The sequence below is a fragment of the Niabella drilacis genome (assembly GCF_900101395.1).
Taxonomy (GTDB): Bacteria; Bacteroidota; Bacteroidia; order Chitinophagales; family Chitinophagaceae; genus Niabella; species Niabella drilacis.
This window is the reverse complement of record NZ_FMZO01000001.1, coordinates 328,026-344,044: the sequence shown is the minus strand read 5'-3', so window position 1 is coordinate 344,044 and position 16,019 is coordinate 328,026. Positions and strand designations below refer to the sequence as shown.

Annotated in this window: 10 protein-coding genes; 4 read left to right on the top strand and 6 right to left on the bottom strand. The window is 49.3% G+C overall.

Annotation, left to right across the window (positions count from 1 at the left end; all coding sequences use genetic code 11):
- Positions 1-2: 2 nt before the first annotated feature.
- Entirely contained in the window at positions 3-548 is a 546-nt protein-coding gene (locus tag BLS44_RS01545; protein WP_176954280.1) for a DinB family protein, read from the top strand.
- Here BLS44_RS01545 and BLS44_RS01540 read toward each other — a convergent pair.
- Complete coding sequence (locus BLS44_RS01540; RefSeq protein WP_090388253.1) at positions 535-3,342, bottom strand: TolB family protein; 2,808 nt, start codon at positions 3,340-3,342, stop codon at positions 535-537. The two genes, BLS44_RS01545 and BLS44_RS01540, sit on opposite strands and share 14 nt — an antisense overlap.
- A gap of 351 nt (positions 3,343-3,693) precedes the next feature.
- On the opposite strand from BLS44_RS01540, the gene BLS44_RS01535 reads away from it, so the two are divergent.
- Positions 3,694-8,451, top strand: coding sequence for a translocation/assembly module TamB domain-containing protein (locus tag BLS44_RS01535; protein ID WP_245729058.1), 4,758 nt, complete (start codon positions 3,694-3,696; stop codon positions 8,449-8,451).
- Between the two features lie 102 nt (positions 8,452-8,553).
- Here BLS44_RS01535 and dxs read toward each other — a convergent pair whose 3' ends face one another.
- Complete coding sequence (gene dxs, locus BLS44_RS01530) at positions 8,554-10,494, bottom strand: 1-deoxy-D-xylulose-5-phosphate synthase (protein WP_090388251.1); 1,941 nt, start codon at positions 10,492-10,494, stop codon at positions 8,554-8,556.
- Positions 10,495-10,871: 377 nt separating this feature from the next.
- On the bottom strand, positions 10,872-11,984 hold the full coding sequence (gene nagA, locus BLS44_RS01525) for an N-acetylglucosamine-6-phosphate deacetylase (protein WP_090388250.1): 1,113 nt from the start codon (positions 11,982-11,984) through the stop codon (positions 10,872-10,874).
- Between the two features lie 347 nt (positions 11,985-12,331).
- On the opposite strand from nagA, the gene BLS44_RS01515 reads away from it, so the two are divergent.
- Complete coding sequence (locus tag BLS44_RS01515; RefSeq protein WP_090388248.1) at positions 12,332-12,829, top strand: deoxycytidylate deaminase; 498 nt, start codon at positions 12,332-12,334, stop codon at positions 12,827-12,829.
- A gap of 177 nt (positions 12,830-13,006) precedes the next feature.
- Here BLS44_RS01515 and BLS44_RS01510 read toward each other — a convergent pair whose 3' ends face one another.
- On the bottom strand, positions 13,007-13,525 hold the full coding sequence (locus BLS44_RS01510; protein ID WP_090388247.1) for a dihydrofolate reductase family protein: 519 nt from the start codon (positions 13,523-13,525) through the stop codon (positions 13,007-13,009).
- 89 nt (positions 13,526-13,614) lie between these two features.
- On the opposite strand from BLS44_RS01510, the gene BLS44_RS01505 reads away from it, so the two are divergent.
- The gene (locus tag BLS44_RS01505) at positions 13,615-13,980 is read left to right on the top strand and encodes a winged helix-turn-helix transcriptional regulator (protein WP_090388603.1); all 366 of its coding nucleotides are present in this window, start codon (positions 13,615-13,617) and stop codon (positions 13,978-13,980) included.
- Positions 13,981-14,019: 39 nt separating this feature from the next.
- Here the strand turns inward: BLS44_RS01505 and map are convergent, their stop codons facing one another.
- Positions 14,020-14,784, bottom strand: a complete 765-nt coding sequence (map, locus tag BLS44_RS01500) for a type I methionyl aminopeptidase (protein WP_090388602.1) — start codon at positions 14,782-14,784, stop codon at positions 14,020-14,022.
- A gap of 142 nt (positions 14,785-14,926) precedes the next feature.
- Positions 14,927-15,985, bottom strand: a complete 1,059-nt coding sequence (locus BLS44_RS01495) for an ankyrin repeat domain-containing protein (RefSeq protein ID WP_090388246.1) — start codon at positions 15,983-15,985, stop codon at positions 14,927-14,929.
- Positions 15,986-16,019: the final 34 nt, after the last annotated feature.

The following is a 16,019-nucleotide window of genomic DNA, read 5'->3' as shown; positions in this document are numbered from 1 at the left end:
GCATGCGATCACAACCTTTATTAGACGCGCTGGTACTGCTGTCTGAAGAGCATACCCGGTTTGCCGAAGTGTTGCAAACCCTGCCCGGGGCATCCCTTACCCAAAGACCGCCTTGCGGAGGCTGGAATGTGCTGGAATGCATGGAGCACCTGAACCGGTACAGCATTTTTTATCTGCGGGAGATCGACGCGGTTATACAGAAAGCCGCTTCCCGCCCCGCAGGCAATTTCAAGCCGGGTGTACTGGGCAATTATTTCTGTAAGATCATCCACCCGGATTCTTCCCAAAAAGCGATGAAGACCTCGCAACCAATGAACACGCAAAATGCAAGGCTTACCCCAGCAGTATTAACCGATTTTATCAGCCATCAGCAACAGTTCCTACAGCTTCTTGAGAAAGCAAGGGGGATCAATATCGGCAAAGAAAAAACAGGCACCAGCCTTTCCCGCATGATCCGCCTAAAACTCGGAGATACGCTGCGCTTTGTAGCCTATCATAACGAACGGCATGTTCGACAGGCCAGAAATGTGATCGCTATCTCGGGATAAGACTCACGGGGAGGATTACTTCATAAAACCAGCGCCTGCCGGGTGCTGCAGGATCGGGGGTTAAAAGCCGGCCGGCTCTGAAGCCAAAGGTCAGCGGGTGCTGGTTCCACCACTGCGTATCCAGGTAAACTTCGCCCCCGGTACTCTGGAGTCTCGTATAAGAGCCCGGTTGCCGGCCGTTAACGGCCGTATAGTCATAAAAGGCTGCGCCCCTTACACGCCGCAGGTAAAAGATGTTACCAAAGCCCCAGTCGGGGTACCACAACGGTACATGATAACTGGCGGTTGCCGTTGCAACACGGGCAGAATCGATACCGTTAAAGCCTCTCGCAAAATTGATCCGGCTGCCAAAAAGCCGGTCTTTGGAAAACGCCTCCTGGTAACCCGCACCCAGTACCAGGCTGTGAGTGGCAAAAAGCCCGGGCAGGTATACCGCCCCTGTTGCAATAAACTGCCGGGCGCTCCATTTATTAATGGCATAGCGGTATTGCGTATTTACACTAAATCCCCAGCGCGGGTAAATATCCTGTACGGCCTGCTGCACCTGTGCGGCAAAACCCAGGTTATGCGCAATATATCCAAAGGCTACCGCAGGAAAGAGCGCTTTGTTCGCCCCTTTGGTAATATCCTGCCGGTAACCAACGCTGGTACCTGCATTTAAAAAACGGAACTGTTGCCCATGGTTCCAGCTCAGCGGTACGGTAAGCGACAGGAAATGATCCCACTGATCCCACTCCTTCAATTTTTTCTTCACCTCCTGGTGGCGGTTCATCCGGTATTGTGAGCTGATACCGATATAAGGGAACCATCCTGCATAAGTAATATTACCGCCAACAGCATGGGTACGATCGTTTTCATTATACAAATAATACAGCTCCGTTTGTGTGGTGTTCAGCGTATTATTACCATAGATGGTAAAGCTATACTCAGGATCATTATAATTAGGCCGCCAGCTGTGAAAATGAATGGGCCTCGTCAGCGAAGCATATTTTTTGGAGGGCAACACCGGAGTTTCCTCATCCAGCGGACCATGGCCGGCCGCTACCGTATCGCTGATGATGCCGGTAGTACCTGCTGCGAACACATCCGCAGCTACCGGCTCCCACACGGCAGCTGCAGCCGGTAGCTGCCGGAGCTGGTAGCCATCAGCCGTAAACTGGCTCCAGGTAAGCTTGCCGGAAGCCGCATTAACAAAATAGCTGTTATTTTCCCGGCTCTTTAACTGCTTTAATACACCTGAGTGCATATTCACCGAAAAGACCCGGTCCCTTAAACCATCAGCTCCTGTAAAATAAACAGTGTCTCCGGAAACGCTGATCTGGCCCACTGTTTTAAATGAAACGGGGGTAAGGGCCCGGACCTGTTGCCCCTCCAGGTCCACGATACCGATATACGAAGTGCCCTTTGTTTCCCTGATAGCGGCCACAATCCTGTTGGCATCTACGATCCTGGGACTGGCAAAATAATCAACACCGGCCGCAGAGAACTCCCGGAGTACGGCACCGGTTCCCGCATCCAGCTCCACAAGGGAGGAATGCTCCCGCAGGTCCACTTTATTAGCAACGATCCGGCTTCCGTCTGCCGAAATATCCGGGGAAAAATAGCGGGTCTTAGAAGCAAGCTTTTGCTGTTTCCCGGACTGCAGGTCCAGTACCCGCAACACGCTGTATGTTTTCCATGCCCAGCGCGGATCGGTCTCAATTGCAGCATACACGATCTTTCCGTTGGCATAGCCAAACTGGCGCTCACTGCTGATATCCCTGAAACGCAGGCGATGTTCCCCGTTCCTGTCCCGGATATAAAAAGCAGCCCGTTGTTTATTGGATACTTTTAAATAAAGCAGGGAATCGGCGCCTACCTGGCAGGGATAATAATAACTGGTGAGGGTTTTGTGATCTGCGGGCAGTAAAGCCAATGTACTATCTGTATATACCCCTGCTGCCTGTAAGCCGTAGCGCTCTTTATAAAAATCAAAGGCGGCTGTTGTAAACTTCCTGTACGAAAGTCCTGTATGCCGCCTGATGGCCGTTTGCAGGGGATAAAACAGCCCTTTATAAGCGGCAGCCCCGGAAGTAATCTTTCCCCAAAAATCAGGTCCGTATTGCGCGTACCCATAATTTGCCAGCAGGTATCCAAGGTCGTAATGATTGGGCACATAGTCTTTGAACGACCCATTCCTCAGCTTCATCCAGCGGTACTGTTTTCCATCATTCCACAGGGAAGGAAAGGCTTTCAGAAAAGAAGGCATGCGCCCCCGGCCCTGTGCCGACAGGCTGGTTTCCTGGTAAACGGCATCTCCTTCAAAAAACCAGTTAGGTATCGCAGCGCTGACAGCCAGCGCATATCCTTCCTGGCCAAAAAGCGTTTTCATTAAATGGCTAAGGCCCCTGTTAAAATTATTATACTGTTCCACATGCCGGTATTCATGCAGGGCCAGCTGATCGGCCCAATGAAGGGTCCCCTGGTCAAAATTATCAGCCGGGGGCGTTAGGTAAAATTCGCTCCGGAAAGGCCCCAGGCTCACATAACCATTGGAATTGACCGGCTGGTTCTGCAATACAATATCGATCTTCTTCAGCCGGTCACCCAGCGGGTGATAGGTCCCGGCGGCAAGGCGGTGAACGATTGCCGTTACGCGACTTGCCGTGGAATCCAGTCCCCGGGGATAAATGACCCGCACTGTATCCGTATTTACCTGCCGCCAGCGTACAGAGGGAGGGTTACCCCCAAACTGCTGCGCCCCTGTATCCACTACTACCCCCAAAAGCAGGATCACATACAATAATTTACGCATACCCGATTTTTAAATATAGTTTCCGAAAGGGATGTTCCGCCATTCACGAAACAGCTCCGGATCATTGTAACTAAAATTATAAAATTAAAGAGAGATCACCTGCAAATTTGCCTGTACTCCCCGAATAAAGTACTTTTACAAATATTTTAATCGTGTAATTTACTGAAGAAACTAAAAAAGATATTACTCATTGTTGCAGGGACGCTTGCAGGCCTTGTTATTATCCTGTGGCTGGTCCTGCAGACGCCGGGAGTTCAGAACTGGCTGATCAGTAAAGTAACAAAACGCCTGTCAAAAGATCTTCAAACCCGGATCGATATCCGGCATGTAGACTTTTCCTTTTTTAATAAAATGCACCTGCGGGGCGTGCTGGTTGAAGACCGGCAACGGGATACCATCCTGAGCGCAGGTGCCGTCACCGTCAATATAACCGACTGGTTCTTTCTTAAAAAGAATATCGAATTAAAATACATCGGTTTAACCGATGCCTATATTCAGCTGCAGCGGACCGATTCCGTTTGGCGCCACCAGTTCCTGCTGGACTATTTCAGCACCCCCGCAAGCAAGACGTCCAAAAAAGAAGGGGCGGTCAATATCGCTTTTAAAGAAGTAGACCTGAAGAATATCCTTCTGAAAAAACGAGACGGATGGACCGGTGAGGACCTGACATTCTCCCTTGTCTCACTCCATGTAGATCCCAAACACGTCGACTTTGATAAAAAGCTCATCGACATCAACGCCCTGGTCATTAATCAGCCTTATGTAGCCCTGCGTTCCTACAGGGGCCATAAACCTGAAATACCTGATGCAGACAAACCGGTTGCCAAACCCAAACCGCCCCAAAACAAAGCTCCCGGCGAGTTGGAATGGAATAGCGGGAAATGGGAGGTTAAGGCGGGGAATGTTACCATCAACAACGGTACTTTTAAAACAGACAACGACTCCATCTCCCCGGATGCCGGCGCTTTTGACGGCCAGCATATCGAATTCTCAAAGATCGATATTGATCTTAAAAAAGTACGCTGGTGGATGGATACCATTACCACCCATATTGCTCTTACCACCCGGGAGAGAAGCGGGCTCGAAGTAAAAACGCTGGACGCCAATGCTAAAGTAACGCCCAGGGAGATCACCTTTAACGACCTCGACCTCCAAACCAATGACAGCCGGCTGACGGACTACTTCAGTATGAAGTTTGCCAGCTTTTCCAGCATGAACCATTTTATTTCGGATGTTCAGATGGAGGGGCGCTTTAAAAAGGCCAATGTAAACAGCGATGATATTGCTTTTTTTGCACCGGCCATGCGCACCTGGAAAAAGAAGATCATTTTAAGCGGGGTCATTAAAGGGCCTGTGGCCTCACTGACAGGTCATAAGCTTGAGATCCAGGCAGGGAACCAGACTTATTTTGCCGGAGATGCCTCTATGAGCGGGCTCCCCGACATCGACGAAACATTTATCGATATTAAAGCCACCGACTTTCGTACCACTTATGCCGACGCGCTGGCTTTTGCCCCTGCGCTAAAAAAGATAACGATCCCCGATCTCTCCCGGTTGCAATACCTGAATTTTGTGGGAAGTTATACGGGCTTTATCCGCGATTTTGTTACCTATGGCACCTTGCGCACCAGCCTGGGAACCGTAAAAACGGATGTAAACATGAAGATCCCCAGGGGTGGCAATCCTATTTACTCAGGAAGTGTATCAACCGACAACTTCAACCTGGGGCCTTTGTTAAAGAACGGCGAGTTGGGTTTTGTCAGCTTCAATGCCAAACTGAAAGGAGCCGGCTTTGACCCAACCAGCGGGCGGGTTGCGCTGACGGCCAATGTCAACTATGTTGATTTCAATAAATACCGCTATAAAAATATAACCGCCGATGGAGAGATCAATAACAAGGTCTTTGACGGCAAACTGAAGATCAATGATCCCAGTATTGACCTGGATCTGAATGGCCTTGTGGACTTCAGCAAACCAGCTCCTGCATTCAACTTCATTTCGGATATCCGCACGATCAACTTTAAAGCGCTGAACCTGCTGCAGGAACAGATTGTCCTCTCCGGTAAAATCAACGCCCAGTTCACCGGCAAATCCATCGACGACTTCCTGGGCCACGCTACCATTACGAACGCCGTATTGGTACGCAATGATGCTCCGCTGTCCTTTGATTCACTGGCGATTCATTCTTCACTCGAAGATGATAAAAAACGGCTTCATATTGCTTCTAACGAATTTTCCGTAAACCTCTTCGGGACCTATAATATCCGCGACCTGCCCAATTCGGTGATCGGGTTCTTAAACCGCTACTACCCTGCCTATATCAAGCCCCCTTCACGCGCTGTTAAAGAGCAGGCCTTTTCGTTCGAGATCAAAACACAGAACTTCGACAGCTTTGCCCCCATTATCGACAGCAGCCTGGGCGGGTTTAACAACACCTCCATTACCGGCAGTATCAACACATTTACCAATAGCCTGATGCTGGATGCAGAGGTCCCTTTCTTCAGCTACGACCGGCTCAAATTCAATGATGTTTCCATAACCGGCAGGGGCAACTATGACAGTCTTTCCCTCACGGGCAGGACCACCAATATCCTAATCGGCGACAGCTTAAACGTACCGCTGGCCCTCTTCAACATCTCGGCCAGGAACGATGTTTCGCGGGTAATGCTGTACTCGGGCGGCACAGCAGGTCTTGACCAGGCCCGGCTCAACACCCTGGTACGCACGTATAATAACGGGGTTAAAATTGAATTCTCGCCCTCCTCCTTTGTCCTGAACGGCAAAACCTGGAACATTGAGAACCAGGGAGAGCTGGAGTTTCGCCAGAATGTACCGGCACACGGGCAGCTGGTATTGCGTGAAAGCACCCAGGAGATCCGCATCCGCACATTACCATCGGATGTAGGCAGCTGGAACGATATCGCTGTTACCTTAAAAGACCTGAACCTCGGCGATCTTTCCAAGTATATTGTACCCGACAACCGGCTGGAAGGAATGATATCGGGAGATTTCCTGCTGGAGAACCCCGGGAAAAACATGCGGGTCATTTCCAATAATTTTACGGGGAATGCCATCCGGTTCGACAATGATTCCATTGGAAATGTTACGGCCCGCATGGTGTTTGACCTGGCCACTATGGAGCTGGTGGCAAACGGGCAAACAAGACATCCGCAGCAAAAAGACCTGGCGTTTAACATCAACCTCTTTTTAAAAGACCAGCAGAGCCAGGCCAATAACATCATTTCCCTGAGCGCCTCCAGCTTTGACATCAAGTACATCAACCGGTTCCTCGGCTTCCTTTTTTCCGATATGCAGGGAGAGATCACCGGGAAATTTGATCTGAAAGGCCCCTTTAACAACCTGAATATTATAGGCAAGGGGCGCTTGCATAAAGCCGGGCTCCGGGTAAACTTTACCCAGTGCTACTACGCACTTGAAGATAATGAAATAGAGCTTAAGGAAAACGAGATCAACCTGGATGGGATCGTGCTGCGGGACACCATTACCAATAATCCTGTTTACCTGCAGGGCAATATCACCCACAATTCCTTTAAGGATATGTTCTTTGATGTGAACGTATCTACCCGGAAGCCCGGTACCCGTGGCGCCGCCAATAACCGTCCTGTACAGGTCCTGAACACCACTTACAATGATAATAAGACCTTCTACGGGAAAGTAAGGGCCACCGGGTCCTTTTCATTGGTAGGTCCTGAAGACAATGCCTATATGAAGATCGATGCCATCGCCTCCTCAAGAGACGAAAGCAGTTTTACCATTGCCTCCTCTGACTCCAAGGCAGGACAGATGCCGGACTGGCTGGTAGAACGTAAATATGGCGAGGCCATGGACGACAGTCTTTACCGGGATAAAACCAGCAAGATCACTTATGACCTGGACGTAACGGCGAATCCAAAAGTGGAAATGAAATTTGTAATGGATGATCTTACCGGTGATGAGATCAAAGGAAGAGGGTCCGGCACCCTGAATATTCATTCCGGAACCACCGACCCTTTAAGTATCCATGGACGGTTCGACATTACAGAGGGAAGCTATAATTATACCTTCCAGTCCTTCTTTAAAAAGCCTTTTGAAATAAAAAAAGGCGGGGAGAACTATATCTCCTGGACGGGAGACCCTATAAGAGCCAACCTGAACCTGGAAGCCCAGTATAAAGCCGAGCGGGTCAGTTTTTCGCCGCTCGCCAAGATCAATATCGACCAGGCCTATGCCAATACCCGGGAGAATGTATATGTAACAGCCCTGCTTACCGGGTTGCTGTCGAAGCCCGACTTTAAGTTCCGGCTGGAGCTGGACCCAAACAGCAAGTACAGGAACGACTTTAACGTAACCAATGCATTGCAGCAGATCGAAAGCAATGAAAATGAAGTAACCCGCCAGGTAACCTACCTGATCGTCTTCAACAGCTTTGCACCGCCGGAAACAGGATCCAATTTCGGTAATACGGTAAACGAATTCACTTACAACACCATTTCCAGCTTGTCCGGCCTCTTCTTTAACGAGATCAATAAAAAGCTGAACAATGAGCTTACAAAGATCCTGGGAGCCGATGTGAGCGTGGTCTTTAATGGCTCGGTGTATAACCGGAACATCCTGGCCGCGCCCAGCAGCAATTTTGATATTAACCAGGCCAATGTGAACGGTGCCATACTGGTACCCTTATTTAAAGACCGGTTCGTGATCTCACTGGGAAGCTCAATGGAAGTACCGCTGCAGTCCTCCATCCAGCAGACCGTGCAGTTCTTACCTGATGTTACTGCTGCCTGGATGCTGAACCAGAGCGGGAGCATCCGGCTGAATTTCTTCTACAGGGAAAACCTGGATTACCTGACCACCAATAGTACCGGCGCTGCAAAGCTGAAACGGACAGGAGGCGGAATTTCGTTCCGGAAGGAATTTGATACGTTGGGCGAGATCTTCCGGAATGTACGCAAACAAACACAGCGGGAAATGCTGTTGCAAAGCCCCGTGCGGCCGGATACCTCCAAACCTGCTGTGCCGGATTCTTCCCTGCAAAAACGGGTTGAGCCAGCGTTAATGGAAAAGAAGAAAGAACCGCTTTCCGCCTCTCCGAAGGAGAAAGTGGATTGACCCGCCAGCTACCCGTAACCAGCTATCAGTGCTGTCAATCCACAAGGGCGCGCTGCCACCCCAAATTACAGGACTGCGGCTTAAAAAAATCCAACCGGAAACTTAAATGTTGAACGTAGCAGTCGTTACCACTACTTTTTCCTTTACCATTTCGCGTACGGCAGCCGCAATACCTTCGGCATCAAATCCGCACTCCCGGTACAGTTCTCTTGGTGTTCCATGTTCCACAATACGGTCCGGGATACCCAGGATCCGCACTTCGTTCTTATACCCATGTGCGGCCATAAATTCCAGCACCGCAGACCCGATACCCCCCGTTACCGTACCATCTTCCACGGTAACCAGTTTGGGATATTTCCGGCAGGCTTCGTGCAGGAGCTCCTCATCGAGCGGCTTGGCAAAACGCAGGTCGTAATGCCCCGGCATGATTCCGTCCTGGTGTAATGTGCGGATAGCTGCCGCCGCAAAATTCCCGGGGTGACCAAAACTCAGGATGGCAATGTCTTTTCCCTCCTTTAACCGGCGGCCTTTACCAATGGTAATTTCTTCCATGGGTGTGCGCCATTCGGGCATGACCCCCTCTCCGCGCGGATAACGGATCACAAACGGGTGATCCGTTTTTTCGAGTTGTGCCGTATACATCAGGTTCCGCAGCTCCGATTCATTCATCGGCGCACTAACGATCATATTGGGGATACAGCGGAAGTAGGCGATATCGTAACAACCATGATGCGTAGGGCCATCATCCCCTACCAACCCCGCGCGGTCCAGGCAAAAGATCACCGGCAGTTGCTGAATGGCTACATCATGCACAGCCTGGTCATAGGCCCGCTGCATAAATGAAGAGTATACATTGCAGAAAACGCGCAACCCCTGGGTGGCCATACCTGCACTAAGCGTAACGGCATGCTGCTCGCAGATCCCCACATCCAGTGCACGGTGGGGCATTTGTTCCATCATGTATTTTAAAGAACTACCCGATGGCATTGCCGGCGTAATTCCAAAGATCTTATCATTCTTTTCTGCCAGCTCAATAATGGTCTTGCCAAATACATCCTGGTACTTGGGTGGCTGCGGCGTTTCAAAGGTCTTCTTAATAATTTCCCCCGTTACCTTATCAAATAAGCCGGGTGCATGCCACTTGGTCTGGTCTTTTTCTGCCAGCGCATATCCCTTTCCTTTTGTTGTGATCACATGCAGGATCTTGGGACCGCCGATCTGTTTGAGGTCCTTCAGGGTATCGACCAGTTTGGTGATATTATGCCCGTCGATAGGGCCGAAATACCGTAGCTTCAGCGATTCGAAAAGGTTGGAATTGCTGTTGAGCATTCCTTTTAACCCTTCTGCCATTTTATGTGCAATACTTTTGGAAATGCTTTTGCCTACCGGCAGTTTATTCAATGCATTCCAGACATCATCCTTGAACTTATTGTATTTGGGGGAAGTAGTAATATCAGTAAGATACTCCTTCAATGCGCCTACATTGGGATCAATGCCAATACCATTATCATTGAGGATGATCAGCATATCCGTATTCGATACACCGGCATGATTCATCGCTTCAAAGGCCATGCCGGCCGTCATGGAACCATCACCAATAACCGCCACTACTTTCCGTTCATTTTCCCCTTTATATTTGGCAGCAATAGCCATACCAAGGGCTGCCGAAATGGAGGTAGAGGAATGTCCCACACCAAATGTGTCGTATGCGCTCTCTGATATTTTCGGGAACCCGCTCAGTCCATTATATTTCCGGTTGGTTTCAAAACGGTCCCTGCGACCGGTAATGATCTTATGACCATAGGCCTGGTGCCCCACATCCCAAACCAGCAGGTCCTCGGGGGTATTGTACACGTAATGCAATGCGGTGGTCAGTTCTACCACTCCCAGGCTGGCCGCAAAATGCCCGCCATGCACACTTACCACGTCAATGATGTACTGCCTGAGTTCGTCGCAAAATTCGTGAAGTTTGTCTTCCGGTATCTTTTTCAGATCCGCAGGTGTATTCACTTGCTGCAAAAGAGGTCCTGGAGTTATTGCCATTCGCATCCGATTATGCTGCAAAAGTACATAAATATTCCCTTTATAGGGGAGTTTTCCTTGTCCGGAAGGGATGCCACAGAAGCGCTGAAACACAGAAGTTTAAATGCATGACATAATGGGCCGGAGACATACGGCCGCAATAGAGGCCTCCGTTCCGGGCATTCAGGATCTTTTCGTAACCCGGGGTGGATTCGCGGCCCTGTTTTACCCAACGACGCAGGGGGGCAAAGACGCAAAGTAACTGTAAATACCCCGAATATTTTCGTTGCCGGTTAAAGGGAGTGCCGGGCTTTGATCCATTTCGGTTCAGTCCCCAATCAAAATAAAAAAATTCAGCGCGTCAGTGTTTCGGTGCTTCTGTGGCCATCATCCCCGCGTCAGGAAAGATCCAGGGTTTCATAGGAGGCCAGTGCATCGTCAAACACCGAAAAAACGGCCGGGTAGCCCGTTTTTACCAACCCCAGGCGGTCGTCCATCCGGATGGCCCGGGCAGGCCGGATGGTTGCCATTGCCACCGCTTCCTGTAGGGGAACGCCTATAAAATCCACCGCATTTTTCATGGCCTCCGGCATCGAGATCGCGGCTCCCGCCAGGCTTCCGGCCTTATCGCGGTAATACCCCCCGATCATTTCAATATCCAGCCCCTGCCAGCCAAAACGGGGCATTTGCCGGCCGAGGAAAGAAGCATCGCTAATGAGGAACAATTGATCTCTTTTTTGCCGGTACGCGATCCGGGCTGCCGCATAGTGACAATGCCCCCCATCCAGTATTATGGGGGCATATACCGCATCATTGTCAAAAGTTGCCCCTACCAGGCCACATTCCCGGTGCCCCAGTTGGGTCATAGCATTAAAAAGATGCGTAACCAGGTTAATTCCCATAGAAAAATAACGCTGCGCCTGTTCATAGCTCATCATCGAATGGCCGGCAGACAACACGATGCCCGTACCGAGCAGGCGTTCCAGCTGCGCATCAGTAAAACATTCGGGGGCAATGGTCATCACCTGTATCACACCCCTGCCCAGTTCTATGATCTCATCCAGTTCCCGGTCTGTAGGTTTGCGGATGATCCGTTCATCATGCGCTCCTTTCTTTGCAGGATTCATAAAAGGTCCCTCTAGGTGCATGCCCAGCGTTCCGGGCTGTGCTTCGCTGAAACGGCTGATGGCATCCATTGCCGTACGTATGGTTTCCTGCGGGGATGAGATCAGCGTGGTAAGGAAAAAAGGCGTGGCATAGGCCCTGCTGGCCCGGTACATGTCCAGCAGGGTTTCCCGGTCCGGATCTTTTGAAAAATAGCGCTCCGTTCCCCCGTTCAGCTGGATATCGATAAAGCCTGCGGAAATATTTTTTCCATTAAGGTCTACCGGCATCGCGGCCTCCGGAATTTCCCGCTGTACAGAAAGGATCCGGCCTTTATCCACCAGGATACAATGGTCTGTTAGTACTTCGTTGCCCGTATAAATAATGCCGTTATGGATAGCTTTCATTGCAATGGGGTTTATGCAAATATAACACCTGGCTAAACGCAGAACGCAGGATGCCTGTTTCAGGTTTAATGTTTAAAGTTCCAGGTTGGATCCCGTTTCCATACTTGATGTCAAATCTCCAATTCCGGTAATAGCCGGCTGAAAGCTGAAGGCTGAAAGCTGAAGGCTGAACGCTGAACGCTGAACGCTGAACGCTGAAGGCTGAAGGCTGAAAACTGAAGGCTGAACGCTGAAAGCTGAACGCTGAAAGCTGAAAGCTGAACGCTGACGGCCTATTCCCATATCTTCAATTTTTCAAATTCCCCGGAGTCCCGCATCTCCTGTATATTTACAGTAATTGAAGCAAAATGTCAAAGAGAACCGATTACATTTCCTGGGATGAATATTTTATGGGAGTGGCGCTGCTATCCGGCAAGCGGAGCAAGGATCCCTCCACCCAGGTAGGCGCCTGTATTGTGAACCAACAGAACAAGATCGTTGGTGTGGGATATAACGGGTTACCCATCGGCATCAGCGATGACCAGTTCCCCTGGCAAAATGAAGGTAATTTCCTGGAGACCAAGTATCCCTATGTTTGTCACGCAGAACTCAATGCCATCCTGAACAATATCGGCATAAACCTCAGCGGCTGCAAGATCTACACTGCTTTATTTCCCTGCAATGAGTGCAGCAAGGCCATTATACAATCCGGGATTAGCGAGGTCATTTACCTGTCGGATAAATATGCCGGCAAAGAAAATTTCATCGCGGCCAAACGGATGTTGCAAACAGCCGGTATCCGGCTCCGGAAGATGACGCCCGGTGTAAATGAGGTAACGCTTTCTTTTGATGAAAAAGGCGTATGATCTGCAGGGTTCCCTTCTAAAGATTTCGTAAAAGCAGCGTTACAATTCAAACAGGAGGAACGGCTCAGCAACCGGTACCTGCAGCCAGCTGTATCAACAGTTGTTTAACTGGTATAATCTTTCTGATCCGCCGTGACAAATCAGAAAGACAAACAGAAAACTTTCGATACAGCCAGATCATGAAAGCGTTCTATACCGCAATTGCAGCACATCATTGTCCAGGCGCTCCTGTGCTACCAATTCAAGTCTGATATTCAGTCCCTCGCCGGAGCCCAGTATCCCTCCCACTGTAATCACTGGAATCATATTGAACACCACATCGGTGATCCGGTCTTTTTCCAGGAAGGCATTGTAAGTTGCTGTACCGCCCCCGATCAGCATTTCATCGAAACCCCTTGCCTCCAGGTATTTTACGGCTTCTTCAGGGCTATTGGCTACCTGGTATGCATCAGTTGTCTGCCAGGTGGAAGAAAGTATAACAAAGATCACCTCCGGAAGCAGTTCCCTTACCTTATCGACCCCACCGAGAGCTGTTACAAAATTTTCGAATGTTTTCCTGCCCATTACAAGATTCCCCACACGATTTATATACTGGATGGACAAACCGATTATTTCCGGCGGCACTTCATGACCGGCATTTTCTGACAGGAGTAATTTTCCATTTGCGGAAACATTTGCGTATACTGTTATTTTCATAAAAAGCGTTTGTTTCAACAAAAATACCAGCGGATTATTTTACTTTCATTATGCGTTAACAATGGGTAACTACTTACTTGGAGGTAACTATGCATATAAAAAGACCAGAAAAAACAAGCCCGGAATGTATTCCTAACCTGCTGGCCCTAAGGGACAGTCTGGAGCTTTTGGGGGGCAAGTGGAAACTTTTAATTGTGCTGCATATCAGTTGCCGCCCAAAAGAGCTACAGCACTTCAAAAAGCTGGAAAAAGAAATTACCGGTATATCGGCTAAGATGCTTGCCAAGGAATTGAAAACACTGGAAGAAAATAAAATCGTAACCCGTACCATTCAAAATACCCGGCCGGTTACGGTAACCTACGCCCTTACAGCCTATGGTGAATCCCTGATTCCCATTGCAAGAGATTTGCAGCAATGGGGATTGAATCACCGGAAAATAATAAAAGAAAAATAAAGCAACCGGGATATGAACCAGGAGACACTGTGCAGGCGACTAGTTAAATATCCCGTTCATTTCGGTTAGTATAATGGGCCTGCCCCCTGTTACCACGATGGTATGTTCGTGCTGGGCCATATACCCGCCGTTGTTTCCCACCAGGGTCCACCCGTCATTCAGTTCTGTTGCATAGGTGGATGCGGTAGCAATAAATGTTTCAATAGCTACAACGGAATTCTTCTTAAACCGGCGCTGGTCAAACCGCTTTTTGTAATTGAGCAACTCCTCCGGCTGTTCGTGCAGTCCCCTGCCGATGCCATGCCCTCCAAGGTTTTTAATCACCAGGAACCCTTTTTTCTTCGCCGTTGTTTCCATCAGGTGCCCGATATCGGCAATTTTCACTCCACCTTTAATATGTTCCAGGGCCTGTTTCAGTACAGCCTTAGATGCATCCACTAACTGCTGATGGTGATGGAGATCCGTTCCAAGAACAAAGGAGGCCCCGTTATCTGCCCAAAAACCATTCAATTCAGCAGATACATCAATATTGACCAGGTCGCCCTCCTTTAAGATCCGCTTGCGGGAGGGTATGCCGTGGCAAAATTCATGGTTCACACTGATGCAGGCACATCCCGGGAATCCATAGGTCAGCCGGGGCGCCGGTCTTGCACCAAAATCAGCCAGTATTTTAGCGCCATAATCATCCAGCTCTTTTGTGCTCATCCCGGGCCGGGCATAGTCCGTCATTTGTTTAAGGGTATAGGCAACGGCTTTACCGGCCTGCTGCATACCGGTGAGCTCAGATTCTTTTGTTATGGACATGGTTCCTGTATTTAGATTGTAGCCTGTATTTTTATTTGCGAATTTATCATTATTCCTGTTCATTACAGGAAATGAAAAACAGTGCAGGTATCAACACCGGGGGTCAGTGGAACAAATCCCCAGCCACAATAGATGGTACGCGTTACTCAACTATTTTATCGATCTGCGTTGAAGGATCGGCAAAAAATTCTTTAACGCTGCACAGCTCTTTAAATTCCTGGTGCTCATAATCTGCAAAGGCAAAGCATTTCTTTTTGGGATACCACACCAAAAAACCGTCGCTGCTGTAATTATCCACAGCACTCAGCAGGTCCAAAAATTTATGTTTCATCCAGTTTACTTCCTTAACATCCAAAAGTGCATTAAATTCAATAAACCGTACATTTTCATTGCCGGGCAGCTCAATGCGCCGGTCGGCACTGCGCAGTATTTTCAGTAGTGCATCCGGCAACTTATAACTTTTTAGCGCTTCCAGCCGTTGTTCCTCATTATGCCATTGCTCCGGCTCCAGCGCTTTCAGAAAGGCCTTCATTTCCTCATTCTGGTTGGCCGCGGCACAATTATACGGCCGCTCTCCATAATGGTCCTTTATCGTAACATCCGCTCCATGCGCCACCAGGAGCTTTACGGTTTCCACATCGTTCCGTTTAGCTGCAATGTGCACGGGTGTGGAGTTGTAAGGATATACCATATCCGGTTTGCAAAAGTTTACATCCACCCCCTGATCCAGCAACAATGCAATGGCCTTATACTGGCGGTTGGAGACGGCCTGTCGCAGGGAACTGCCGTCCTTTTTAAGATCATAACCGGCTTCGATCAATACGGAAATCAGGTGATAGTGATTGCCATACAGCGCAGCGCCCATGGCAGACTTACCTGTTTTATGCCGGGCATTTACAGCAGCGCCCTCTTCGATGAGGCGTTTTACGGTTTTGATATCGCCCGAGGAGCAACCTCCTAAAATGGCAGGATTTTCGGCATCGTTCAATTCCACCTTTTTTGAAAGCAGCCAGTCCAGTACCTTTTTCCTTTTTTCGCTAAGCGCAAGGGTAAGCGGTGTTTCAGCAACCCACCTGGTGATCTGGATCTTCTGGCTGATGTTCCATCCACTGGTTGCTTTATTTTCCAGAGCGGCAATATCTTCGGCCATGATCTGTTGGGCGATTTCGGTCAGTTCGGCGTTAGGTCCAAATAATTTCATCCTGTTGTTGTTTGATATAATGGTGACATTCCTT

Coding starts and splice junctions, on each gene's coding strand:
- BLS44_RS01545 (WP_176954280.1), top strand. CDS start 3: ATGCGATCACAACCTTTATTAGACGCGCTGGTACTGCTGTCTGAAGAG.
- BLS44_RS01540 (WP_090388253.1), bottom strand. CDS start 3,342: ATGCGTAAATTATTGTATGTGATCCTGCTTTTGGGGGTAGTAGTGGAT.
- BLS44_RS01535 (WP_245729058.1), top strand. CDS start 3,694: ATGCACCTGCGGGGCGTGCTGGTTGAAGACCGGCAACGGGATACCATC.
- dxs (WP_090388251.1), bottom strand. CDS start 10,494: ATGGCAATAACTCCAGGACCTCTTTTGCAGCAAGTGAATACACCTGCG.
- nagA (WP_090388250.1), bottom strand. CDS start 11,984: ATGAAAGCTATCCATAACGGCATTATTTATACGGGCAACGAAGTACTA.
- BLS44_RS01515 (WP_090388248.1), top strand. CDS start 12,332: ATGTCAAAGAGAACCGATTACATTTCCTGGGATGAATATTTTATGGGA.
- BLS44_RS01510 (WP_090388247.1), bottom strand. CDS start 13,525: ATGAAAATAACAGTATACGCAAATGTTTCCGCAAATGGAAAATTACTC.
- BLS44_RS01505 (WP_090388603.1), top strand. CDS start 13,615: ATGCATATAAAAAGACCAGAAAAAACAAGCCCGGAATGTATTCCTAAC.
- map (WP_090388602.1), bottom strand. CDS start 14,784: ATGTCCATAACAAAAGAATCTGAGCTCACCGGTATGCAGCAGGCCGGT.
- BLS44_RS01495 (WP_090388246.1), bottom strand. CDS start 15,985: ATGAAATTATTTGGACCTAACGCCGAACTGACCGAAATCGCCCAACAG.